23 protein-coding genes and 1 tRNA gene are annotated in these 22,167 nt (G+C 55.0%); 21 read left to right on the top strand and 3 right to left on the bottom strand.

Features of this window, described 5'->3' with window-relative positions:
• Positions 1 to 39 precede the first annotated feature (39 nt).
• Together lptB and lptA are read right to left on the bottom strand one after the other, a co-directional pair.
• Positions 40 to 762, bottom strand: a complete 723-nt coding sequence (gene lptB / locus OLX77_RS05745; protein ID WP_307632638.1) for an LPS export ABC transporter ATP-binding protein — start codon at positions 760 to 762, stop codon at positions 40 to 42.
• Between the two features lie 115 nt (positions 763 to 877).
• Complete coding sequence (lptA, locus tag OLX77_RS05740; protein ID WP_307632637.1) at positions 878 to 1,441, bottom strand: lipopolysaccharide transport periplasmic protein LptA; 564 nt, start codon at positions 1,439 to 1,441, stop codon at positions 878 to 880.
• Between the two features lie 226 nt (positions 1,442 to 1,667).
• Here lptA and argB point away from each other — a divergent pair, with 226 nt between their 5' ends.
• The 21 genes from argB (at position 1,668) to OLX77_RS05640 (ending at position 20,515) form a co-directional block, all read left to right on the top strand.
• Positions 1,668 to 2,546 (top strand): acetylglutamate kinase, encoded by an 879-nt coding sequence (gene argB / locus OLX77_RS05735; RefSeq protein ID WP_307632636.1) that lies wholly within the window; start codon positions 1,668 to 1,670, stop codon positions 2,544 to 2,546.
• Positions 2,546 to 3,745: an aspartate aminotransferase family protein gene (locus OLX77_RS05730; RefSeq protein WP_307632635.1), complete on the top strand. Its 1,200-nt coding sequence runs from the start codon at positions 2,546 to 2,548 to the stop codon at positions 3,743 to 3,745. Before argB ends, OLX77_RS05730 begins: the two co-directional genes overlap by 1 nt.
• Positions 3,746 to 3,989: 244 nt before the next feature.
• A complete protein-coding gene (argF, locus tag OLX77_RS05725; RefSeq protein ID WP_307632634.1) occupies positions 3,990 to 4,904 on the top strand; it encodes an ornithine carbamoyltransferase in 915 nt (304 codons plus the stop codon).
• Positions 4,905 to 5,023: 119 nt separating this feature from the next.
• Positions 5,024 to 6,235, top strand: a complete 1,212-nt coding sequence (locus OLX77_RS05720; RefSeq protein WP_307632633.1) for an argininosuccinate synthase — start codon at positions 5,024 to 5,026, stop codon at positions 6,233 to 6,235.
• Between the two features lie 23 nt (positions 6,236 to 6,258).
• The gene (gene argH / locus OLX77_RS05715) at positions 6,259 to 7,674 is read left to right on the top strand and encodes an argininosuccinate lyase (RefSeq protein WP_307632632.1); all 1,416 of its coding nucleotides are present in this window, start codon (positions 6,259 to 6,261) and stop codon (positions 7,672 to 7,674) included.
• Between the two features lie 23 nt (positions 7,675 to 7,697).
• Complete coding sequence (locus OLX77_RS05710) at positions 7,698 to 8,738, top strand: fibronectin type III domain-containing protein (protein ID WP_307632631.1); 1,041 nt, start codon at positions 7,698 to 7,700, stop codon at positions 8,736 to 8,738.
• A gap of 93 nt (positions 8,739 to 8,831) precedes the next feature.
• On the top strand, positions 8,832 to 10,088 hold the full coding sequence (gene lysA, locus OLX77_RS05705; protein WP_307632630.1) for a diaminopimelate decarboxylase: 1,257 nt from the start codon (positions 8,832 to 8,834) through the stop codon (positions 10,086 to 10,088).
• Between the two features lie 38 nt (positions 10,089 to 10,126).
• Positions 10,127 to 10,969, top strand: coding sequence for a diaminopimelate epimerase (dapF, locus tag OLX77_RS05700; RefSeq protein WP_307632629.1), 843 nt, complete (start codon positions 10,127 to 10,129; stop codon positions 10,967 to 10,969).
• Positions 10,970 to 11,017: 48 nt separating this feature from the next.
• Positions 11,018 to 11,899, top strand: coding sequence for a 4-hydroxy-tetrahydrodipicolinate synthase (dapA, locus tag OLX77_RS05695; RefSeq protein WP_307632628.1), 882 nt, complete (start codon positions 11,018 to 11,020; stop codon positions 11,897 to 11,899).
• A 61-nt stretch (positions 11,900 to 11,960) separates the two neighbouring features.
• Positions 11,961 to 12,770, top strand: a complete 810-nt coding sequence (gene dapB, locus OLX77_RS05690) for a 4-hydroxy-tetrahydrodipicolinate reductase (RefSeq protein WP_307632627.1) — start codon at positions 11,961 to 11,963, stop codon at positions 12,768 to 12,770.
• 8 nt (positions 12,771 to 12,778) lie between these two features.
• The gene (folK, locus tag OLX77_RS05685) at positions 12,779 to 13,297 is read left to right on the top strand and encodes a 2-amino-4-hydroxy-6-hydroxymethyldihydropteridine diphosphokinase (RefSeq protein ID WP_307632626.1); all 519 of its coding nucleotides are present in this window, start codon (positions 12,779 to 12,781) and stop codon (positions 13,295 to 13,297) included.
• Complete coding sequence (locus OLX77_RS05680) at positions 13,290 to 13,577, top strand: hypothetical protein (protein ID WP_307632625.1); 288 nt, start codon at positions 13,290 to 13,292, stop codon at positions 13,575 to 13,577. Before folK ends, OLX77_RS05680 begins: the two co-directional genes overlap by 8 nt.
• A 30-nt stretch (positions 13,578 to 13,607) precedes the next feature.
• Positions 13,608 to 14,255 carry a fructose-6-phosphate aldolase gene (gene fsa / locus OLX77_RS05675; protein WP_307632624.1) on the top strand — a complete coding sequence of 216 codons (648 nt, stop codon included), beginning with the start codon at positions 13,608 to 13,610 and terminating at the stop codon, positions 14,253 to 14,255.
• A gap of 62 nt (positions 14,256 to 14,317) precedes the next feature.
• Positions 14,318 to 14,986 (top strand): transglycosylase SLT domain-containing protein, encoded by a 669-nt coding sequence (locus tag OLX77_RS05670; RefSeq protein WP_307632623.1) that lies wholly within the window; start codon positions 14,318 to 14,320, stop codon positions 14,984 to 14,986.
• 3 nt (positions 14,987 to 14,989) lie between these two features.
• Positions 14,990 to 15,559 (top strand): CDP-diacylglycerol--glycerol-3-phosphate 3-phosphatidyltransferase, encoded by a 570-nt coding sequence (gene pgsA, locus OLX77_RS05665; RefSeq protein ID WP_307632622.1) that lies wholly within the window; start codon positions 14,990 to 14,992, stop codon positions 15,557 to 15,559.
• Positions 15,560 to 15,658: 99 nt separating this feature from the next.
• Positions 15,659 to 15,745: transfer RNA gene (locus tag OLX77_RS05660), tRNA-Leu, on the top strand.
• Positions 15,746 to 15,923: 178 nt separating this feature from the next.
• A complete protein-coding gene (locus OLX77_RS05655; protein WP_307632621.1) occupies positions 15,924 to 17,147 on the top strand; it encodes a tyrosine-type recombinase/integrase in 1,224 nt (407 codons plus the stop codon).
• Between the two features lie 110 nt (positions 17,148 to 17,257).
• On the top strand, positions 17,258 to 17,977 hold the full coding sequence (locus OLX77_RS05650) for a hypothetical protein (RefSeq protein ID WP_307632620.1): 720 nt from the start codon (positions 17,258 to 17,260) through the stop codon (positions 17,975 to 17,977).
• 124 nt (positions 17,978 to 18,101) lie between these two features.
• Entirely contained in the window at positions 18,102 to 18,335 is a 234-nt protein-coding gene (locus OLX77_RS13260; RefSeq protein ID WP_371877461.1) for a helix-turn-helix transcriptional regulator, read from the top strand.
• Entirely contained in the window at positions 18,332 to 18,574 is a 243-nt protein-coding gene (locus OLX77_RS05645) for a hypothetical protein (protein WP_307632619.1), read from the top strand. The genes OLX77_RS13260 and OLX77_RS05645 overlap by 4 nt, the downstream gene beginning before the upstream one ends.
• Before the next feature lie 669 nt (positions 18,575 to 19,243).
• Positions 19,244 to 20,515, top strand: a complete 1,272-nt coding sequence (locus OLX77_RS05640) for a hypothetical protein (protein WP_307632618.1) — start codon at positions 19,244 to 19,246, stop codon at positions 20,513 to 20,515.
• A gap of 691 nt (positions 20,516 to 21,206) precedes the next feature.
• Here OLX77_RS05640 and OLX77_RS05635 read toward each other — a convergent pair.
• Complete coding sequence (locus OLX77_RS05635) at positions 21,207 to 21,692, bottom strand: hypothetical protein (protein WP_307632617.1); 486 nt, start codon at positions 21,690 to 21,692, stop codon at positions 21,207 to 21,209.
• Positions 21,693 to 22,167 lie beyond the last annotated feature (475 nt).

Genomic DNA, 22,167 nt, shown 5'->3' with positions numbered 1-22,167 from the left:
GCGAGACTGCGACGCGGATGCGGTGCTGCTGAACGGTTACTACAAGGTGAAGTTTTCACCGAGATACATCCGCCGGGCTTCCTCACTGCCGACAATCTCATCGGCGCCGCCATGGATGAGGATCTTGCCCTGGCTGACGATATAGGCCTGATCGCAGACGGAAAGGGTTTCCCGGACATTGTGATCGGAGATGAGCACCCCCAGGCCGCGGGTTTTCAGATTCCCGATGATCTGCTGCAGATCGGCCACCGATAACGGATCGATGCCGGCAAACGGCTCATCCAGGAGAATAAAATGCGGATTCGTAGCCAGGGCCCGCATGATCTCCACCCGGCGGCGTTCGCCTCCGGAGAGCGAATGCCCCCGGTTGCCGGCCAAATGGGAGATCTTCAGATCTTCCATGAGCTGGCCCACCCGGCTGTTGATCTCGGCCTTACCAAGGCCAAGCGGCTCCAGGACGATGCGGACATTTTCTTCCACGGTGAGTTTTTTAAAAACCGAAGATTCCTGGGGCAGATAGGAAAGTCCTCTGCCGGCCCGCTGGTGGATGGGCAGATCGGTGATATCCTCCCCGTCCAGCAGGATAACGCCGGCATCCGGCCGGACAAAGCCGGCAATGGCATAGAAGGTGGTGGTTTTCCCGGCGCCGTTTGGCCCGAGCAACCCGACCACCGTGCCGGTTTCAACCCGCAGACTGATCCCGTCGACAACCGTCCGGGCCTTATACCGTTTGACAATATCTTTTGTTTCTAGAACAGACACGGAAGCCTCCGGGGGAATAATGAGCAAGGAAAAGTTAAGAAGGAAAAGTTAAAAAATAACGAGGGTCCCGCACAACCGACAGTGCGCATGGGGTAGTCTGTTGATTGTGCACTCTTCACTTTGCACTCTTCCCTTCTTTCTCCGGGCCTTGGCCGCCGGGATAGAAAAAGGCCTTGACCCGCTCGCCCTTCTTCTCGCCCCGCTCGGCGATGCTCTTGCCCTGGTCGAGAAACACGACAACGGTATGGCCGGTAACGAGGTTGTTGTCCTGCCAGACCTTGCTGTTGCCGATGAGAATCATTTTGCGCTCGGCTTCATAGTACTCCATTTTGTCGCCGGTGCCGGTCATCCCCTCATTCTGGATTTCCACATTGCCCGAGGCAAAAAGCTTCTTCAGACTCCGCTCCTCGCTCTGGGGCCTGCTGGCTTTTTCTTCGCTGGAAAGATAGTACACCGTCATTTCCGCGGCGCGGATCACCAACTGGCCCTGCTTGGCATCGACGTTTCCGGAAAAAAGAACCGCGTTATCGTCTTTCAGCGAAACCATCCTATCCGCCTCAATATGAATCGGCGGTTTGGCGGTCGCAGGGTTGGAAGCTGGCGCGGCCAGGCCTGGACCGGCAACCAGAAAGGGACACAGGATCACAAGTCGGCATAAAAAACGGGGCAAAGGGTTCATACTTTTTTAGTTTCCTTTTCTGCTGATGGACTCTGAAAAATAAGGATACCAGCATCGAGGTTTCTCGGCAATCGCTTTGCCGGAAGAGACCCCCTGTTTTTTTGCCCGCCTATCTTCTTTACAGATTGACGCGGACGGTATATGTTTTGCGCACTATCAGGACAATACGGCGCCTTTTCCCCGAAAAGAGCCGCCCCGACCATTCAACTTCTACAGACAGACTGCCATGCTCACAGGTATCGAAAAAGCCAAAACCCTCATCGAGTCCTTGCCCTATATCAAGAAGTTCTACGGCAAAACCGTGGTCATCAAATATGGCGGCCACGCCATGGTGGATGAGGAGTTGAAAAAGAGCTTCGCCCTTGACATCATTCTGATGAAGTACGTCGGCATCAACCCGGTGGTGGTGCATGGCGGCGGCCCGCAGATCAACAAATTCCTGAACAAGATGAACATCAAGAGCGATTATGTTCAGGGCATGCGGATCACCGACGGCGAAACCATGGATGTGGTGGAAATGGTCTTGGTGGGCAAGGTGAACAAGGAGATCGTCGGCCTGATCAATTTCCACGGAGGCAAGGCGGTCGGTCTTTCCGGCCGGGACGGTGACCTGATCAAGGCAAAGAAGATGCAGATCATGAAACCCCAGGCCGAAAACACCCCGCCGGAAATCATCGACATCGGCAGGGTAGGGGAGGTGACCACGGTCAACCCGCAGATCCTGCACACCCTGGACGCCCAGGACTTCATCCCGGTCATCGCCCCGGTCGGAGTAGGGGAAGACGGGCAGGCTTACAATATCAATGCCGATCTCGTGGCCGGGGCCATCGCCACCCATCTCAAGGCGGAAAAACTCATCCTGCTCACCGACGTGGCCGGGGTTTTGGACAAGGAGGGCACCCTCATCTCCTCCATGAGCTGCGATGCAGCCGATCAATATATCAAGGACGGGGTCATTGGCGGCGGCATGATTCCCAAGGTCAAATGCTGCCAGGGCGTGGTCCGGGCAGGGGTCGGCAAGGCGCATATCGTGGACGGGCGGGTGGAGCACGCTATTTTGCTTGAGATGTTCACCCAGCAGGGTGTCGGAACCGAGGTGGTATAATGGCGAATGCGGAATGGATCGAAAAAAGCACTGCTTCCTTTATGACCACCTATGGGAGGTATCCGGCGGTGATGGTCGAAGGAAAGGGATGTCTGCTCAAGGACGCCGACGGCCGAGAATATCTGGACTGTCTCGCCGGCATCGCGGTCTGCAGCCTGGGCCATTGCCATCCGGCGATCACCGAGGCTATCTGCCGCCAGGCCTCCACCCTGGTCCATGTTTCCAACCTCTACCACACGATTCCGCAAACCGAGCTGGCCGAACTGCTGATCAGCCATTCCTTTGGAGACCGGGTTTTTCTCGCCAACTCCGGGGCGGAGGCCAATGAGGCCGCGATCAAGCTGGCGCGCAAGGCAAGCCCTCCCGGAAAATACGAGATCATCTCCCTGGCCGGCTCTTTCCATGGCCGCACCCTGGCCACCGTGGCCGCCACGGGGCAGGAGAAATTCCATAAGGGGTTCGAACCGCTGCCCCAAGGGTTCCGGCATGCGCCCTTCGGCGATCTCGCGGCACTCGAAACGATGCTGGCCCCGGAGACCTGTGCCATTCTCTGCGAGCCCCTGCAGGGAGAAGGCGGGGTCCGGCCCCTGGCGCCGGAGTATCTCGCCGGTATCCGCCGACTCTGCGACAAACATGGCCTGCTCTTGATTTTTGATGAAATCCAGGTGGGCATGGGCAGAACCGGCACCCTCTTTGCCTACGAGCAGTGCGGGGTAACCCCGGACATCCTTACCCTGGCCAAGGCCCTGGGCAACGGCTTACCCATCGGCGCCATGCTGGCCACGGAGTCGGTGGCCAAGGCCTTCGAGCCGGGGAGCCACGCCTCGACCTTTGGCGGCAATCCGGTGGCCTGCGCCGCCGCGGTTACGACCTTGCGGATCATGCTGGCCGATACTTTTCTTGCCGAGGTGCAGGCCAAGGGCGCCTATCTGAACGAGCAGCTCAGCGCCTTGGCCGCCAAATATCCGGCCATCGCAACCCCAGCCCGCGGCTTGGGCTTGATCCAGGGGCTGCCCCTGACTGAAGCCTGGATTGAGAAAGGTCCGGCCATGGTCAACCTCCTTTTTGAAAAAGGGGTCCTTCTGAACTTTGCCGGCAACAAGGTCCTCCGCTGTCTGCCGCCGCTTATCATCAGCCGGGCCGAGATAGACCGCCTGATCCAGGCCCTGGACGAGGTTTTTGCCGAGCTGAGCCAATAGCCCCCCATAGATTTTCCCTGAAAAATCCCTTTGCAAAAAAAAAGTTTTTTTGTATGAATTATAGTTTGGCCCAACCAAAGGGAGGCATTGTCCGTCACCCCGCCGGCAATGGTTGGGCTGACATTTTTTTGAGCCGGTCTCTACAATCCTGCCCCGCGCCGAGTCGCCGGCAGGACGCCCTGAACAGAGAGAGGTCTTCTTACCTCGAGGGAGTGTGGGGGAGGCTGGCAGAGAGAGCAAAACCATGACACAGCATCTATTGGCATTACAGGATTTCAGCAAAGAACAGCTTGCTGCCTACATCGATCAGGCCCTTTTGCTTAAAAAAGAAGCCAAGGCAGGGATCCGCCACCAGCACCTGGCCGGAAAAACCGTGGCGCTTATCTTTGAAAAGCCCTCCACCCGGACCAGGGTCTCCTTTGAGGCCGCCATGTATGGGTTGGGTGGCCGGGTGATTTATCTCTCCGGTCGGGACACCCAGCTGGCCCGCAATGAGCCGCTCAAGGATATGGCCCGGGTCATGTCCCGCTATGTCGACGGCATGGTGGTCCGCACCTATGGCCAGAACATTGTCGATGAACTGGCCGGGTACTCTTCGGTGCCGGTGATCAATGCCCTCACCGACCTGCACCATCCCTGCCAGATATTGAGCGACATCATGACCGTGGTCGAGCACAAGGGGGAGGTGGAAAACCTCCATATCGCCTGGCTGGGCGACGGCAACAACATGGCCAACTCCTGGATTCAGGCGGCCGCCCGTTTCGGCTTTGCCCTGACCCTGGCCTGCCCGGAAGGCTATGAGCCCAACCCAGCCATTCTCGCGGCAGCCCAGAGTGAGGCGAGCAAACCCATCCGGGTGGTGCGCGATCCAATCGAGGCGGTGCGGGAGGCGGATGTGATCAATACCGACGTCTGGGCCAGCATGGGCCAGGAGTCCGAGCAGGAAGAACGGATCGGGGTCTTCCGCCCCTATCAGGTGAACAATGCCCTGGTGGCCCAGGCCAAACCGGGGGCCATTGTCCTCCACTGCCTGCCGGCCCACCGCGACGAGGAGATCTCCGAAGAGGTCCTGGAAGGACCGCAATGCGTCGCCTTTGACCAGGCGGAGAACAAGCTCCATATCCACAAGGCCATACTGGCCATCCATCTGGGGCAATGAATAATTAAAAGGGAAGAATGAAAAGTGAAACGCTTTTCCCTCATCCCTGATTCCTTGCTTCTTAGTGGTTAATTTTTCATTATGCATTTTTCATTCTTCACTTACCCAGGGAGTACACAGTGGCTGCCAATATAAACAAGATCGTCCTCGCCTATTCCGGCGGGCTGGACACCTCGGTTATCCTCAAATGGCTGCGGGAAGAGTATCAGGTCCCGGTCGTCGCCTTTGCCGCCGATGTGGGCCAGGAGGAAGATTGGGACAAGGTGCGGGCCAAGGGCATGGCCACCGGCGCCGAAAAGGTGATCATCTCCGATCTGCGCGAAGAGTTTGTCCGCGACTATGTCTTCCCGGCCTTTCGGGCCAACGCCATCTATGAAGGCTCCTACCTGCTGGGCACCTCCCTGGCCCGGCCGGTCATCGCCCGGGAACAGGTGCGGATCGCCGAGGCGGAAGGGGCGGATGCCGTAAGCCACGGCGCCACCGGCAAGGGCAACGATCAGGTCCGCTTCGAGCTGACCTATCTCGCCTTGAACCCGAAACTGACCATCATCGCCCCCTGGCGGATCTGGGACCTCAATTCCCGGACCAAGCTCATGGCCTATGCGGAACAGCACTCCATCCCCGTGCCGGTGACCAAGGCGAAGCCTTACAGCTCCGATGAGAACCTCCTGCACATCAGCTTCGAGGGCGGCATCCTCGAAGATCCGTGGAACGAGCCGGAGGAGTCCATGTTCAAGCTTTCCGTCTCCCCGGAAAAGGCCCCGGATGTCCCAACCTACATCGAGATGGAATTTGCGGGCGGCAATCCGGTGGCCATCAATGGCGAAAAGCTCAGCCCGGCGGCCATGCTGGCCCGGCTGAACACCCTGGGCGGCGCCAACGGCATCGGGAGGCTGGACATGGTGGAGAACCGCTTCGTGGGCATGAAATCCCGCGGGGTGTACGAAACTCCGGGCGGCACCATCTTGCGCTGCGCCCATCGCGATCTGGAGACCATCACCCTGGACCGCGAGGTCATGAAGATCCGCGACAGCCTGATCCCCCGTTATGCCGAGCTCGTCTACAACGGCTTCTGGTTCTCGCCGGAGATGAAGCTTTTGCAAAGAACCATGGACAACGCCCAGGAAACGGTGAACGGCACGGTCCGCCTCAAGCTGATCAAGGGCAACTGCATCCCGGTGGGGCGGAAGTCCGAGCAATCGCTCTACCAGGAAAGCTTCGCCACCTTTGAAGAAGATCAGGTCTACACCCAGTCGGATGCCGGCGGTTTTATCCGCCTCAACGCCCTGCGCTTGACCATCCAGGCCCTGGTGGAAAAGAAGAAGAAATAATCCGGCACAAAGCAGAGACGACAATGGCATCCTCTTCAAAAGAGAAAAATAAGGCTCCGGCCAAGCTGTGGGGCGGCAGGTTCGCGGAAAAAACCGCCGCCTCGGTGGAGGCCTTCACCGCCTCCATCCATTACGATGCCAGGCTGTACAAGCATGACATCGCCGGCAGCCGGGCGCACGCCAAGATGCTCGCCAAGCAGGGGTTGATCAGCGCCAAGGAGCGCGATCAGATTCTCAAGGGGTTAGGCCAGATCGAGCGGGAGATCGAGGCCGGCACCTTTGTCTTTCGGCCCGAGCTTGAGGATATTCACATGAATATCGAAAAGACTCTGGTGGAAAAGATCGGCCCGGCCGGAGAAAAGCTGCACACCGCCCGGAGCCGCAACGATCAGGTGGCGCTCGATGTCCGTCTCTATCTGCGGGAGGAATGCCGCAATCTCATCGCGCTGCTCGCCGGGCTGCAAAAGGCCTTTGTCGTTCTGGCCCGGACATACCAGCATGCGGTGATGCCCGGCTACACCCACCTGCAGCGGGCCCAGCCGGTCCTGGTGGCGCACCACATGCTGGCCTATTACGAGATGTTCGGCCGCGACCGGGAGCGGTTGAGCGATGCCTTGAAGCGAATCAACGTCATGCCCCTGGGTGCTGCGGCCCTGGCCGGCACCGGCCTGCCCATTGACCGCGCCTTTGTCGCCAAGGAGCTTGATTTCCCGAAGATAACCGCCAACAGCATGGACACGGTGGGGGATCGGGATTTCATCATCGAGTTCATGTCCGCGGCCAGCCTGGTCCAGATCCACCTGAGCCGTCTCTCCGAGGAGCTGGTCCTCTGGACCACCGAGGAGTTCTCCTTCGTCACCCTGGCGGACAGCTTCTGCACCGGCAGCTCCATCATGCCCCAGAAGAAGAACCCCGATATCCCCGAGTTGATCCGGGGCAAGAGCGGCAGGGTGGTGGGCAATCTCATGAGTCTGCTGATGCTGCTTAAAGGTCTGCCCATGACCTACAACCGCGACCTGCAGGAAGACAAGGAGCCGCTCTTCGACACGGTGGATACGGTTTCCCAGTCCGTGGCGATCATGAGCCAGCTGCTCGGCAACCTGCAATTCAACGAGGCCCGGTTGGCCGCAGGCCTGGGCGGGGGGTATATGACCGCCACCGACCTCGCCGATTATCTGGTACTGAAGAACATTCCCTTCCGACAGGCCCACGCCATTGTCGGGCGCACCGTGGCCTTTTGCCTCAGCAAGGGCAAGGAGCTCACCGAACTGACCTTGAAAGAACTGCAGAAATTCTCCGAGGTCATTGAGGGTGACGTCTTCAAGGTGCTTTCCATCGAGGGCTCGGTTGCGAGCAGGGTCTCTCCGGGAGGAACCTCGGGCAAGATGGTGGCCAAGGCCTTGAAGCGGGCGGAAAAAGAGATGGGGATTTCGGCATGAGACCTGGATCGTTGCGGAGACAAATGCTTCTCCTGGCCCTGGCGGCGGTTTTCGCCGCAGGCTTGGGAGGCTGCGGCAAAAAAACTCGCCCGGTGCCGCCCGATACCGTTATGCCCGCGCCCATCTCCGACCTGCGCTATCAGCTTGACGAAAAAGGGGTGGAGCTCAGCTGGTCCTACCCCAGGGCAACCGTCGAAGGCGACCGCTTGCCGTATCGGATTGAGAAATTTGAACTCTTGCGAGCCGTTATCCCGGCCAAGGACTACTGCCCGGACTGCCCCATCCCCTTTGGCCCGCCCATCGAGATCACGGCGGAAAGCGGGGATAAGGGCAAGGTTTTCTACCAAGAGACCCTGCTCAGGCCCAATCATCGCTATGTGTATCGGGTCCGCAGCAAGGCCGGCTGGTTTGTCAGCAGTGATGATTCAAACACCGTTTCGGTGGTCTGGGATACGCCGCTCCTGCCCCCTGTAAATTTCAGGATCGAGGAAGCCGACAAGACCCTCACCCTGCACTGGCAGCCGCCCGCAGGACTTTTGGACGGAACGCCGGTTTCCGACCCCATCCAGTATCAGATTTCCCGCTCGACCGACGATGGAGAAACCTTTAGCGAGATGCCGGGCAAGCTGATTGAAACCCTTACCTACACGGACAGAGGATTGCGCAATGGCAAGGCTTACCTATACAAGGTCCGCGCCATCCGGTTGCATGCGGATACCGTGGCCGCGGGCATGCCCAGCCCCAGCTTGAGCGCGGTTCCGCGCGACCTTACGCCTCCGGCGCCGCCCCAAACGATACGGGTGGTGGCCTCCGCCAGCGGGGTCAAGATTTTCTGGGAAACGGTTGCCGAGCCCGATCTGGCAGGTTTTCGCATCTACCGCCGCGCAGCCAATAGCCAAACGCCGGTGCGGATCGGCGAGGTGGGCGGGGCAGGCCTTTCTTTCCTGGATGCAAAACCGCCCAAGGGAAGAGGTCTCTGGTATTATTCGGTCACCGCCTTTGACCAGGCCAGACCGGCCAACGAAAGTACCTACTCCATGGAAGCCACGTATAATGAAGAGTGAAAAATGAAAAGTGCATAATTGTGAACACAGTGCAATCCTGTAATTTTACCTTCTCAATTTTTCATTTTTCATTGCAAAAGCGGATAACAAACCATGCATGATTTTCAGTACAAGAATGAGACCCTCTTTTGCGAGGATGTCGCCATCCCAAAGATGGCAGAGGCGGTGGGCACCCCTTTCTATCTTTACAGCACCGCCACCCTGACCCGCCATTTTGCCGCCTTTGACCGCGCCTTTGCCGGGATCCCCCACATCACCTGTTTTGCGGCAAAATCCTGTGCCAACATCGCCATCCTCCGTCTTTTCGCGAGCCTGGGCGGCGGGGCGGACATCGTCTCCGGCGGCGAGCTGTTCCGGGCCCGCACCGCCGGGGTTGATCCGCAAAAGATCGTCTATTCCGGGGTGGGCAAAACCGCAGACGAAATCCGCGAAGCATTGAGCGCCGGCATCCTCATGCTCAATGTGGAGTCCGAGCAGGAGCTGGCTATGATCCAGACGGTGGCTGCAGACTTGGGAGTCAAGGCCCCTGTCTCCTTCCGGGTAAACCCGGATGTGGACCCAAAAACCCACGCCTATATCTCCACCGGCCTTGCCAAGAACAAGTTCGGCATCCCCATCACCGAGGCGCTGCGGGTCTATCTCGCGGCCAGCAAGCTCTCCAACATCACCATCAAGGGGGTGAGCTGCCATATCGGCTCCCAGCTCACCCAAGTGGCCCCATTTGTCGAATCGTTGGCCAAGGTGAAACGCTTCATCGGACAGCTTTCCGAACAGGGGATCTCCATCACCCATCTTGACCTGGGCGGCGGGCTGGGCATCCGCTACAACGCCGAAGAGCCGCCCGAGCCGGCGGAGTATGCCCGCGCCATCAAGCAGGAGCTGGCAGGGCTTGCCTGCACCCTGATTCTCGAACCGGGCCGCGTCATCGTGGGCAACGCCGGGGCGCTGATCACCAAGGTGCTCTATACCAAGGAAGGACTCAAGAAATTCATCATCGTCGATGCCGGGATGAACGACCTGGCCCGCCCCAGCCTCTACGACGCCTTCCACCTCATCCAGGCCGTGGAGCGACCCAACCGGGAACAGGCAGTGGCCGACGTGGTGGGCCCCATCTGCGAAACCGGCGATTTTCTCGCCCGGGAAAGAGCGATGCCCAAGGTGGAGGCCGACGATCTCCTGGCCGTCATGAGCGCCGGAGCCTACGGCTTTTCCATGTCGTCGAACTACAACTCCCGGCCGCGGGTGGCAGAGGTGCTGGTGCATGGGGACGCATTTCATGTGATCCGGACCAGGGAAACCTATGAAACCTTGATCCAGGGAGAAAGCATCCCGGAATTTTTAGTAAGTTAGAAATTATCCCGTTTAGCGGGACTTAGGAAGCACGACGCATGAACATCAAGTTTCCCATTAATTTCACCAAGATGAGCGGAACCGGCAATGACTTTATCCTCATTGACCACCGCACCCCGTTTCTGAGCAGGGAAGAAATGCCCGGTTTTGCCAAGGCTGTTTGCGAGCGCCGTGTTTCCGTGGGCGCCGACGGCCTGATCTTGATCGAAAAGAGCGAGAGCGCGGATTTCCGCTGGCAGTTCTTGAACGGTGACGGCAGTTGGGCCGAGATGTGCGGCAACGGCGCCCGCTGCGCCGCCCGCTTTGCCCATAGTCAAGGCATTGCTCCGGCACGGATGCGCTTTGAAACCGTGGCCGGACTCATCGAGGCCGAGGTAACAGGGTCCTCGGTCAAGCTGAAGATGACCCCGCCCAACACCCTGCGCCTGGCGGAGAAAATCGAAGTCAACGGAGCAGAACAGCTGGTGCACAGCCTCAATACCGGGGTGCCCCACGCCGTACTCTTCATGGAAGACATCCAACAGGCGCCGGTGCTGGATTGGGGGAGGACGCTTCGCTTCCACCAGCACTTTCAGCCGGCCGGTACCAATGTCAATTTCGTGCAGCCGCAGACCGGCAAGGGGTTGATCGTCCGCACCTATGAGCGCGGAGTCGAAGGGGAAACCCTGGCCTGCGGCACCGGGGCCGTGGCCTCGGCGATCATCGCCGGACTTCTCGGTCAGGTGCAGCCGCCGGTGACCGTAACCACCTCGGGCGGCGAACAGCTGATCATCCATTATGCCCTGAGCGGTCAGGAGATTTCCGAGGTCTACCTGGAAGGCCCGGCCCATTTTATCTACGAAGGGCAGCTGCACGAAGAAGCAATACGGACGAAATCGTAAGGGGGATCCCCCTTTTTTTTGCCTTTGAGAGACACACAGGAGGAAGTTATGAGCAAGTTTCGCGGAGCCTTTGTCGCCATCGTCACCCCTTTCACTGATGGCCAGCTGGATGAGCAGGGGTTGCAGGATCTCATCGAATTCCAGATTGCCAATGGCACCCATGGCATTGTTCCCTGCGGCACCACAGGCGAATCCGCCACCTTGACCCATGCCGAACACCGCCGGGTGGTGGAGCTGACCGTCAAGACCGTGGCCGGGCGAGTGCCGGTGCTGGCCGGAACCGGCTCAAACTCCACCGCCGAATCCATCGAGCTGACCCGCGCGGCCAAGGAAGCCGGGGCGGATGGCGCCCTGCTGATCACCCCCTATTACAACAAACCGTCCCAGGAAGGGCTCTACCAGCACTTCAAGGCGGTGGCCGCAGCGGTGGATATCCCAATCATCCTCTACAACGTGCCGAGCCGGACCGCAGTAAACATGCTGCCAGAGACCGTGGCCCGCTGCGCCCAAATCGCCAATATCGTGGGGGTCAAGGAAGCCACCGCCGATCTCAACCAGATCAGCCAGGTCATCCGCCTCTGCCCCAAGGGTTTCGCCATCATGTCCGGCGATGATTTCACCTCCATGCCCACCGTGATGATCGGCGGCACCGGGGTCATCTCCGTCACCTCCAATGTGGAGCCCAAGGATATGGCCGCAATGATGGACGCCGCCCTGGCTGGGGATATCGCCAAGGCCCAGGAGCTGCACTACAAACTGCTTCCGTTGATGCAGGCAATGTTCATCGACACCAACCCGGTCCCAGCCAAGACCGCCTTAATGATGATGGGCAAGATCAAATCCGGGTTGCCGCGGTTGCCCCTGTACAAGATGAACGAGGCGAACGAGGAAAAGCTGAAGAAGGTTCTCGTAGGCTACGGATTGGTATAATTTGCATGGTCAGCTGACAGCTGCAAGCTGATGGCTGACCACTGATTTTAAGGAGAAGAGTATGACCAGAGTTATTGTCGCCGGGGCAGCAGGCCGCATGGGCCGCCGGATCAGCTATATGGTACACCAGCAGGAAGGGTTGACCCTGGCTGCCGGCTTTGAGCGCCCCGATGGGCCCGAACTTGGCAAGGATCTTGGCGAGCTGGCCGGGATGGGCACTTTGGGGGTCCCGCTGGCGGACAGCTTCGAAACGGTCATGGGACAAGGAGATGTGGTCATCGATTTCACCTTCCACGAGGCGACCATGGCCTTGGCCCGCAAAGCGGCAAAGGCAAAAAAACCCATGGTCATCGGCACCACAGGGCTCAGCCCCGATAACCTGGCCGAGCTCGCCGAATTGAGCCGGAATTTCCCCTGTGTCCAATCGCCCAACATGGCGGTGGGTGTCAATGTCCTGTTCAAAATCGCCAGAAAAATGGCCGCCCTCTTGGGGGATGCCTACGATATCGAAATCATCGAGGCCCACCACCGGATGAAAAAAGACGCCCCCAGCGGCACGGCCCTGAAGCTTGGGGAAATGGTGGCGGAAGGCGTACAGCGGAATCTGGACGAAGTGGGGGTCTATTGTCGACACGGGATCATCGGCGAGCGGGGCGAGAAGGAGATCGGCATCCAGACCATCCGGGCCGGAGATATCGTGGGCGAGCATACCGTCTATTTTGCCGGGGCAGGGGAGAGGCTGGAGCTCAGCCACCGGGCGCATAGTCGGGACAACTTTGCCCGGGGCGCGGCCTTGGCCGCCGCCTGGGTGGTGAACCAGCCCAACGGCCTCTACACCATGTTCGACGTCCTGGGCTTGCAGGATATCTAAGTCACTCCGTGGAAAAACCGCAACAGGCCTTTATCGGGCTGGGCTCCAATCTTGGAGACGGTCAAAAGAATCTGCTCGAGGCGTGGCAACAGTTAGGCACGGTGCCGGGGATTACCCTGAACAGGCTGTCGAGCCCATACCGCACAGAGCCGGTAGGGATGGAGACGGAGCACTGGTTTACCAATGCGACAGGGGAAATCAGCACCACCCTGTCGCCCACCGAGCTGCTGACCGCCATGCTCGCCATTGAGAAAACCCTGGGCCGGGATCGGACCTTGACCAAGGACAGGCCCGTTGATCTGGACCTGCTCTATTACGGAGACCTGATGATAGACAGCCAAACCCTGACCGTGCCCCATCCGCAGATAGCCAACCGGCTTTTCGTCCTTGCCCCGTTGGCGGAACTGGCCCCCGAGCAGGTGCATCCGCTCCTGGGTCGGACAAGTCTACAAATGTATCGGGAACTGAAAATACAGACAGGGGTGGAGCGCCAGGAATGGCTTGGCAAGGAGCACTCCGGTGTTTAAACTCCTCATTTACGCGGTTTTTCTCTATGTCATCTACCGGCTGCTGACCGGGGGCAGAAAAAAGAAGCCGGTTGGCCACGGCAGCGGCAAGCAAGAAGCTGGAGGTGGCGCACTTACCGCCCATGATGAGCTGGTGGAAGACCCGGTCTGCCATATCTATATTCCCAAAAAGCAGGCAATTGTGTTACAAGATGCAAATACAGCTGTATTTTTTTGCAGTGACCAATGCCGGAAAATGTATATCGAAGCCCAGACAACCACTCGGCAGGAGAACGGCTGAACCGTTTTCCCTGCCCTTAAAGGAGACTGCATGAAGTTTTTTATTGATACCGCCAACCTTGAAGAAATCAAAAAAGCCGTGGACATGGGCATGGTGGACGGGGTAACGACCAACCCCTCGCTGATCGCCAGGGAGAACAAACCGTTTGTTGAAATCATCAAGGATATCTGCAAGATAGTGGACGGCCCGATCAGCGCCGAGGTTATCGCCCTCGATGCCGAAGGCATGGTTCGGGAAGGCCGCGAGCTTGCCGCCATCCATTCCAACATCGTGATTAAGATCCCCATGACCACCGAAGGCCTCAAGGCGGTCAAAACGCTTGCCGATGAGAAGATCAGAACCAACGTGACCCTGATCTTCTCCGCCAGCCAGGCCCTGATGGCGGCCAAGGCCGGGGCCAGCTATGCGAGCCCCTTTGTCGGCCGGTTGGATGATATCTCCCAGAACGGTATGGACCTGATCAGCGATATCATGAATATCTACGACAACTACGGCTATGCCACCGAGGTAATCGTCGCCAGCATCCGCAACCCCATCCATGTGGTGGATGCGGCCCTGCTGGGGGCGCATATCGCCACGATTCCTTTCAAGGTTATCGCCCAGCTTGCCCGGCATCCGCTTACCGATCTGGGCATGGAGCAATTTCTGGCCGACTGGGAAAAAAGAACAAAAGCGTAGTATCGTGATACAATAGCGAAAGCACCGAAGGATAGCAGGCGCATCTGCCCGGAGACCAGAACATGGCGCGGACACGGAAACCATCCCGGGACAAGGGAATAGCCAGAACACGGAGAACAGGACCACTCCTGGCCGTGCTGCTCTGGGCATTACTGCTGGTGCCGGATGGCGCTCAGGCGGCGATCTATACCTTTGTCGACCAGCATGGCACCGTGCATTTCACCAACGTGCCCAACGATCCCCGTTACCGCCGGGGAGTAATCCGGCCCCAGTCCCGACAGGGCAGAGCGTCTCGAGCCGGTGATCCCCGCCTCTATGAAGAGCATATCCAGAGGGCGGCCAGCCGTTACGAGATGGACCCCCTCTTGATCAAGGCCGTCATCAAGACCGAATCCAACTTCGACTGCCTGGCCGTTTCCTCCAAAGGGGCCCAAGGGCTCATGCAGCTGATGCCGGGAACCGCCGCCGACCTCAATGTCTGGAACCCATTTGACCCCAAGGAAAACATCTATGGCGGCACCAATTATCTCTGCCAGATGATGGCCCGCTTCGGCGGCAACCTCCGACTGGCTCTGGCCGCCTACAATGCCGGGCCGGGCAGGGTCGAGGCGGCCCAAGGCGTTCCCTTGATCCCGGAAACCCAGCAGTATGTGGCCAAGGTCCTGCACCATTACCGACAACTAACAGCCGCGGCGTCCCCGTCCTCCCGCTGGCTGGGGGCGGCCAATTAACGCATGAGCCGACACGCGATCTTCACCATTCCCAATATGCTCACCGGCTATCGCTTTGCGGTGGCGCCGGTGCTCCTCTTTTTTCTCTATCCCGAGCCAAGCATCGGGGTGAGCCTGGTGGCCTTTTTTCTTTTTCTCACCGGCGCCCTCACCGATCTTGCGGACGGCTACTACGCCCGCAAGCACAAGATCGAAACGGTGCTGGGCAAATTGATGGACCCGGTGGCCGACAAGGTCCTGGTCTGTGCGGCCTTGGTCATGCTGATCCCCATGGGCAAGATCCCGGCCTGGCTGGTCTTCGTCATCCTGGCCCGGGAGTTGGTAATCACCGGGCTCCGCGGCGTGGCCGCCTCTTCGGGCATCGTGGTCGCGGCCAGCGGCATGGGCAAATTGAAGAGCATCTTGCAGTACACCGCGCTCTGCGTCCTGATCTTCCCCTTGGGAGTGCTGCCCATTCCCTTCCTGCATGACCTTGGCAAAGTCATCCTCTATGTTTCCGCCGTCATGACGGTGTGGTCCGGGGTGGATTATTTTTACCGGTTCCAGAAAATCTTCCTGGGCACTCCCCACTAAAAAAGAGAGAAGGGCGCCATTCTTTAGGGCTTGACAGGGCTCGGGAAGGCTTCTATAGTGTTCGTCCGTGCGGCCCCATCAGGGCCGTATCGCCATTCTGCCGGAGTGGTGAAACTGGTAGACGCACGGGACTCAAAATCCCGCGGGGGCAACCCCATGTCGGTTCGATTCCGACCTCCGGCACCATTTGAACATTTCAAGACGTTTCAAGAAGTACATATAACCCGCACTCCGACAAGGTTTGCGGGTTTTTTGTTGTCCGCAGAAGGCCGAAGAAATTTAATAGCGTCTTCCCGTTAAAAGGGTAAGATAACGGGTATGGATTTTACCCGCTCACTTCTTTACCCGTTAGGAGGTAGGCGCTATGCCTAAAATAGGGAAAGATTTACTGTCAGACGTTTCAATCAAGACCGCCAAGACCAAAGACAAGACATATTCCTTGCGTGACGGGGGAGGCTTGTGGCTTGTTATTGAACCGACCGGGAAAAAGTGGTGGAAGTTGAAAACCGTCTTTGTCAAAAAGGAAAATTCTTTTTCCCTTGGAGAATATCCTACGGTCACTTTATCCCTTGCCAGAGAGCAGCGCAACGGGATACGGAAACAAATAGCGACAGGGATTGACCCGGCAGTCTCGAGGAAAAGTGAAAAGGCCAAAGCTGCCGGGGATGGTACCTTTGAGGCTGTAGCCAGAGAGTGGCACAATAGATTTAAGAATAAATGGACTGTAGGCCATGCCGAATCCATAATGACTAGACTCGGAAAAGACGTTTTCCCCTTCATTGGTATCAGACCGATGAATGAAATCACCCCACCTGAAATGTTAGCCGTCATACGCCGTATCGAATCCAGAACCCTTGAAACAGCACATCGCGCAAAGATTACTTGTGGTCAAGTCTATCGTTACGCTATCGCCATCGGCAAGGCCACGCATAACCCCGTTGACGCATTGCGCGGAGCATTACCCCCGGTCAAGCCAAAGCACATGGCGGCACCAACAGACCCGAAAGAAGTCGCCCCACTCCTGCGCATGATTGCTGGGTATGACGGTTCTTTTGTAGTCGCCTGCGCCTTGCGGCTGGCACCGCTTGTCTTTGTCCGTCCAGGAGAACTACGCCATGCAGAATGGGCGGCGATTGATTTGGATAGCGCCGAATGGCGTTACATGGCCACAAAAACTAAGGCTGAACACCTTGTTCCATTATCCCGACAGGCAGTAGAAATATTGAGAGAGGTACACGACTTGACCGGATCAGGAAGATATGTTTTCCCCTCCGCGCGATCCGCTTCAAGACCGATGAGCGACAACACCATCAATGCCGCACTGCGGCGCATGGGGATTGATACCAAGTTAGAGCTGACTGGCCATGGATTCCGGGCAATGGCGCGAACGATTCTTGATGAAGTGCTTGGTTTCCGTCCTGAGTTGATAGAACATCAACTTGCGCACGCTGTTCGCGATCCGTTAGGCAGGGCCTATAATCGGACAACCTATCTTCCTGAGCGTAAAGCCATGATGCAGGCCTGGGCTGACTATTTGGACAAGATCAAGATTGGCGCTGAGATCATACCTATTAGGGATGCTGGCTAAAAATGCGAATCTGAATTTGGGTGCCACTGGCTAGACCACGGACCATAAAGCCCTTACCCTGACGGCCGACACGCCGTTTTTTTCAGGGAAACCAAGACGGAGGTGTGCCAATGGTTTTACCCGAAAGAAGTTTTTACAAACTGACTGAATTGGCTGAACATTGGGGCATAGGCGAAGACATCCTTTTAGACTGGGGAAAGCAGGGCCGACTTAAATTCTGGTTTTATTATCATGGTTCAGTCATAAATAAATATATAACAATATCAAAATATGGGGTGGATACCTTTAATAATTCGAGAAAAGTAATTCGACTTTCAAATAAGTATTGCCGTGATTTTTGTGGACCTATCAAATTATTTACATCGAATATCACTGACTTAATTTTCTTAAAAACAATAGAGATAGATTCTGTGATAATGAATAAAACCGAATGGATTTTTTCGGAAAGGCTTGATGATGAAGGATTATACAAATTTAACACCATAATCTTGTCAAAATCAGAATTAATCGTCATGAACAGAGAAGCTGTCCGCATGGAAAATAAGTACCAAGAGCTAGCAGAACGACCTGTAAAAATGACCACCCAGCCCAGGTCTCAGGAGACAAGTTCCAGCCAAGATAATAAGTTGATCAACCAGAGCAATGAAGCAGAAGAGGCCATGGTCAAACAACTGAAAGAGGCAGGGATGACCGATAAGGCGATTGCACAAGAATTAAAAAGAGCATTCCCCAAAATTAACCCTTCCCGAATAGGTAGGCTAATCACAGGGAATGGGTCTATTGTTACGACTGATGCATTCAGAAAAAGAGGTGAACGGCTTTTGAAATAGTCCATCTTGTCCGCAATTTGTCCGCCTTGTCCACCTTGACAGTCCACTAGTGGACACATGGTTAAACCTCCTTAACCGCCACCGCACCTTATAGGCTGGCGATAAATTTTAAGGAGGTATTACCATGCAGACAGCAACACCCTTTCCCCCCACCGGCTTTTTGCGCCTTGCTCAAATCGTCGGCAATCCCAAGACCGGCACCCCCCCAATCATCCCAGTCAGCAAAACCACATGGTGGCAGGGAGTCAAGTCTGGCCGTTACCCCAAGCCAATCAAGCTAAGCAAAAGGTGCACCGGTTGGCGAGTTTCAGAGATTCTAGGCTTACTTGAATCCATGGCAAAGGAGGTGGTAGCATGATTGCCTTTTCCCTTGAAAACACTGAAGCATCCTCAGAGAAACTAAAAATGATGGCAGTGAAACTTAACGAATTCTGGATGCATCTCAGAAAATTCCATAAGCTTTTTCATAGAGAAACGATCAATTTTCATGCCCCCGAATTCAAGTCACTCCAAGAATCCTTGGGGCGGTTGCGTGGACGGCGGAATTTTCTCAAATCTCGACTGGAAGGCGCGATAGAGGCAAGAAAAGCCTCCTGAAAATTCTTAACGATTATGCTAGAAAATCGAAAATTAAGAACCCAGGTGGCCCTAATTACCTAAAAGGATGTCATGGGCAATATAACTAGCCAGGAGGCCAGAAAATATGACCAATAATGACGGATTACGAAAGGCGCGCGAAGCAAAAGCGGCACGGATAATAGCCGGGGAGAAGATTACCTTCGCGAACCCGATGCAAAAGGCAAGTAAAAACCCAAAGTCACTACGGCTCGCGATTAACGCAAAATGCTATAATTGTAGCAACGATCAAAAAGGCGAAGTACGAGTTTGCCCTGTTAAGAGTTGCCCACTCTGGCCGGTTCGACCGTACCAAGGAAAAAGCCAAGAGGAAGATCGCGTCCAGAAGTAACAAAATACTGCCCACAGCCTCCCAGTGTCAGCAAAAATCAATATCTCGGAGGCAGTGGGCAGTCCTCCTTTGTGAGGCAAAGAGCTGAAATCGCCCTCCCCGCTTTCGAAAAAGTCCAAACACGGCCTTGCAAGACAGGCAACATAGTCTTTGGTGGGATCGTCCGCATCACACCTAAAAATATCAAATTGGGGGGATAGGTGAAGGGTAGCTCCCTGAACCAACAAGGATTGTTTCCCTGACAATCATTCCCCACAATATTTTAATCAGGGATTACGCGCCCAAGGGAAGTGCGGAAAATGTCAAAATACAGGTCATTGCATGAAATTGTTAGGGAAATTGCCCGCCGGCAAGTTGAGAATCAAAAGGGCACAGGGTGGTGGCTCTATGAAAGATCGGTGCGATTTGATACCTCGTACAGACTCAAAGGAAAGAGTCTTGTGGTGGTCAAAGAAATACATAATGTGTGCGAATTAGCGAAACGACAGGACACCAGTCAGAAACTTGAGATCATCATTGCAAATCTTTTACGTTATCGTGACCGGCGGCCAATCGAGATGGCACTAAAAACGATAGAAGCCACAATGGCCCCTCTGGTTCGCAAGTTGAAAGATCACGGGTTCCTGGATATCAGAAGAGGAACCAAAATTATTGCCCGTTACAGCAAAGTTTGGCCGACAGAAAAACTACTGGCCCACTTCGAGAAAGTACATTCACCTGATATTGTCGTTGATCCCCCGTTTTCTGAGCTGGTCATTTTGAAGGACAAAAATGGAAAACCCAAAGACTACAAAGACACAGCCCGAACCATCCAAATCAAGAGGATTTTGAAAAAAGCCAACGAGGTCAACCGAGCCGCTGAAATCCTTTACGGAAAACAAGCTGTAAGCACTGCTCTAACGGCCATCTTCCACCACAAATTCACGTTGTATGGTCGCCTGCATACTAAGGGCTGTTTTCATTGCCAGGGGCTCAGTGAGGATAAGCGGGGTAGGATCGCTATAAATGGCGAGGAGGTCGTTGAACTGGACTTTAGCGCTCTGCATCCCCATATACTTTACGCAGCTGAAGGGAAGCAACTAGATTTCGACCCATATTCCGTCGTACTGGACGCTCCTGAACTACGGGACTTCCTTAAACAATGCCTCCTCGCCCTCCTCAATGCAAAAAATGGGTGGGTCAAGCCAAAAGGAAAGAAAGGCTACCAGCGCACAGCAGAGGCTAACGCTGAAGGTGGCATCAATCAGCGCATCGGCGAGAATCCAAAATGGAAAACGCGGCTGGAGAAGTACGGTATCACCAAGGCCCGTCAGATCATTGACCTTTTCAAGGATGCCCACAAACTCATCGCCCATCACTTTTGCGCTGATAACGACAATGGCCTACGTGTGATGAATAAGGACGCATCCATTGCCCTAGATGTGATTGCATACTTCACAGGCAAAGGCGTCCCGATCCTAGCCATTCACGATAGTTTTATCGTCCAGGAAAAATACAGAGATGAACTGCATCAGGTCATGGGTGACGCCTACAAAAAGCACTCAGGGGGCTTCTCATGCCCCATAAAATAAATTGCTATATTAACTATCTGTTTTTTGGGAATTACTTCCCGACTTATAGCCCTTATATACGAGGAGGAAGGGAGGAGTGCCATACTATGGGTATCCTTGGTTCCTGGTTTGGTTAAGGGGGAGGAGATAAGCAACATTGCATCGGTTTAGCTAATAAGATGCTCCAATATGGGGACTGAGGCGAAGACTCAGTCCCCAATCCACTATGTTACGAAGTAACATAGTGTAGATCAGCTAACAGAGTGAATCTTGAGTATAGCATCCTCAACATTGCGTGTTGATTTCAAGTCAGAACCCGTCATTAAGCAAAATAAGTTAGTATTTGGAGTATTCGAGGATAGTGGACTGGACATGTTCTGTTTGAAGCAATTTAGGACGTTAAGCCTGAGATGCGTGATGATGGTCAATGACACTGATGTAAAGAAAACCAGATATTGAGGGAGCATAATCTTTTTAAAAACCGATCAGAGGGCAGAGCCGGGCACAACACAAAGACCATGGGGGTTTAGCCACGCGAGTAATAGCGTTTGTTTTGGCGATAAGCGGCGTTAAGGGTTTGCTCTAGAGCAAGGGGGTGGGTTTCGAGGAAAACGTCGGAGCTTTGGTTTAAAGCCAATTGTACACGATGGGTTTTGGGCAGCACCAAAGCTACGGGTAATTTTCCTACCCCCGGAATGGCCATTTACACAATCTATTTTACACCCTCAAAAGAAGCGGCAACTTCTTCCAGCAACTGCTGGTATTCGTGAGCATTCTTGCTGTTTTGGCTTAAATCCGTTACGCGCTCTAGCCCACTTCCAGGGTTGGTGACGACCTCGAGAGTTCCAATGACACGAACACCTTTAGTGGTATCCACAATGTTATAACTGATCCTTCCTTCTGGGGTTGTGTTAAATTGGGAGCCAAATAAAATAGCCGCCCCTGTAGACTGTAATGGTTTTCCAAATACTGCACTGTATTCATTGATATTTTTAATTTTATATCCCCGCCCGAGCATCATGTTCGTAATTTTATCGATGACAGCTTTCTTTTGCCCATTGGGAATTGTGACTTCTGGTTTTGAACTGGGGGTGTTTAATGGCTGAACACTTGCACATCCTGTTAACCCGACAAGAAAAAATAAAACGAGAAAAATTCTGTTCATTAAATCCTCCGCTGATTTTTTGGGATCGATCAAGATCGATAATATTCTATCCTCAAGTTATCTTTTTTAAAAGGTATTTTTTGATAGGCAAATTGTCGAAAAAAACAACTTTTTTGTTTATTCTAGACGCTCGAGTCAATTCATTTCATTCCTTATTAACTTTTAACTAATAGTTAATACGTTGTTTTTTACTATTTTTCTTTTACTTTTCATTAGTTAAGGGCAACCATCACTTTCGGTTGCCCTTCTGTTAGAATACCGATTTTTTATCAAGATTGCCGAGGCTAAAATGGTCGAGTTTAGCCGTACAGGGGAAATTCATTATTTTCAGTCAGATCGCGATGTTGGAAGCAAAGCAGCGCACAAAGTAACGGGTAAAATAACGGGTAAAAGAAATTTTTCAAACGATATTCAGGTAGCAAAACAGCTAATTACATGCTCAGTTAGATACCGACCTCCGCACCAACGCACATTCAAGGGTCAGCGGTATTTCCGCTGACCCTTTTTG

The sequence above is a fragment of the Thiovibrio frasassiensis genome (genome assembly GCF_029607905.1).
Classification (GTDB): Bacteria; Desulfobacterota; Desulfobulbia; order Desulfobulbales; family Desulfurivibrionaceae; genus Thiovibrio; species Thiovibrio frasassiensis.
Note: the sequence above shows the minus strand (reverse complement) of the source record. Positions and strands in the feature narration are given on the sequence as shown.

Excerpts from the sequence above, each read along its gene's own strand:
- OLX77_RS05710 (WP_307632631.1), top strand. The coding sequence starts at position 7,698 with ATGCTTCTCCTGGCCCTGGCGGCGGTTTTCGCCGCAGGCTTGGGAGGC.
- OLX77_RS05645 (WP_307632619.1), top strand. The coding sequence starts at position 18,332 with ATGATTGCCTTTTCCCTTGAAAACACTGAAGCATCCTCAGAGAAACTA.
- OLX77_RS05670 (WP_307632623.1), top strand. The coding sequence starts at position 14,318 with ATGGCGCGGACACGGAAACCATCCCGGGACAAGGGAATAGCCAGAACA.
- argF (WP_307632634.1), top strand. The coding sequence starts at position 3,990 with ATGACACAGCATCTATTGGCATTACAGGATTTCAGCAAAGAACAGCTT.
- lptA (WP_307632637.1), bottom strand. The coding sequence starts at position 1,441 with ATGAACCCTTTGCCCCGTTTTTTATGCCGACTTGTGATCCTGTGTCCC.
- pgsA (WP_307632622.1), top strand. The coding sequence starts at position 14,990 with ATGAGCCGACACGCGATCTTCACCATTCCCAATATGCTCACCGGCTAT.
- OLX77_RS05730 (WP_307632635.1), top strand. The coding sequence starts at position 2,546 with ATGGCGAATGCGGAATGGATCGAAAAAAGCACTGCTTCCTTTATGACC.
- dapA (WP_307632628.1), top strand. The coding sequence starts at position 11,018 with ATGAGCAAGTTTCGCGGAGCCTTTGTCGCCATCGTCACCCCTTTCACT.
- dapB (WP_307632627.1), top strand. The coding sequence starts at position 11,961 with ATGACCAGAGTTATTGTCGCCGGGGCAGCAGGCCGCATGGGCCGCCGG.
- argH (WP_307632632.1), top strand. The coding sequence starts at position 6,259 with ATGGCATCCTCTTCAAAAGAGAAAAATAAGGCTCCGGCCAAGCTGTGG.
- dapF (WP_307632629.1), top strand. The coding sequence starts at position 10,127 with ATGAACATCAAGTTTCCCATTAATTTCACCAAGATGAGCGGAACCGGC.
- OLX77_RS05640 (WP_307632618.1), top strand. The coding sequence starts at position 19,244 with ATGTCAAAATACAGGTCATTGCATGAAATTGTTAGGGAAATTGCCCGC.
- lysA (WP_307632630.1), top strand. The coding sequence starts at position 8,832 with ATGCATGATTTTCAGTACAAGAATGAGACCCTCTTTTGCGAGGATGTC.
- fsa (WP_307632624.1), top strand. The coding sequence starts at position 13,608 with ATGAAGTTTTTTATTGATACCGCCAACCTTGAAGAAATCAAAAAAGCC.
- argB (WP_307632636.1), top strand. The coding sequence starts at position 1,668 with ATGCTCACAGGTATCGAAAAAGCCAAAACCCTCATCGAGTCCTTGCCC.
- OLX77_RS13260 (WP_371877461.1), top strand. The coding sequence starts at position 18,102 with ATGCAGACAGCAACACCCTTTCCCCCCACCGGCTTTTTGCGCCTTGCT.
- OLX77_RS05655 (WP_307632621.1), top strand. The coding sequence starts at position 15,924 with ATGCCTAAAATAGGGAAAGATTTACTGTCAGACGTTTCAATCAAGACC.
- OLX77_RS05650 (WP_307632620.1), top strand. The coding sequence starts at position 17,258 with ATGGTTTTACCCGAAAGAAGTTTTTACAAACTGACTGAATTGGCTGAA.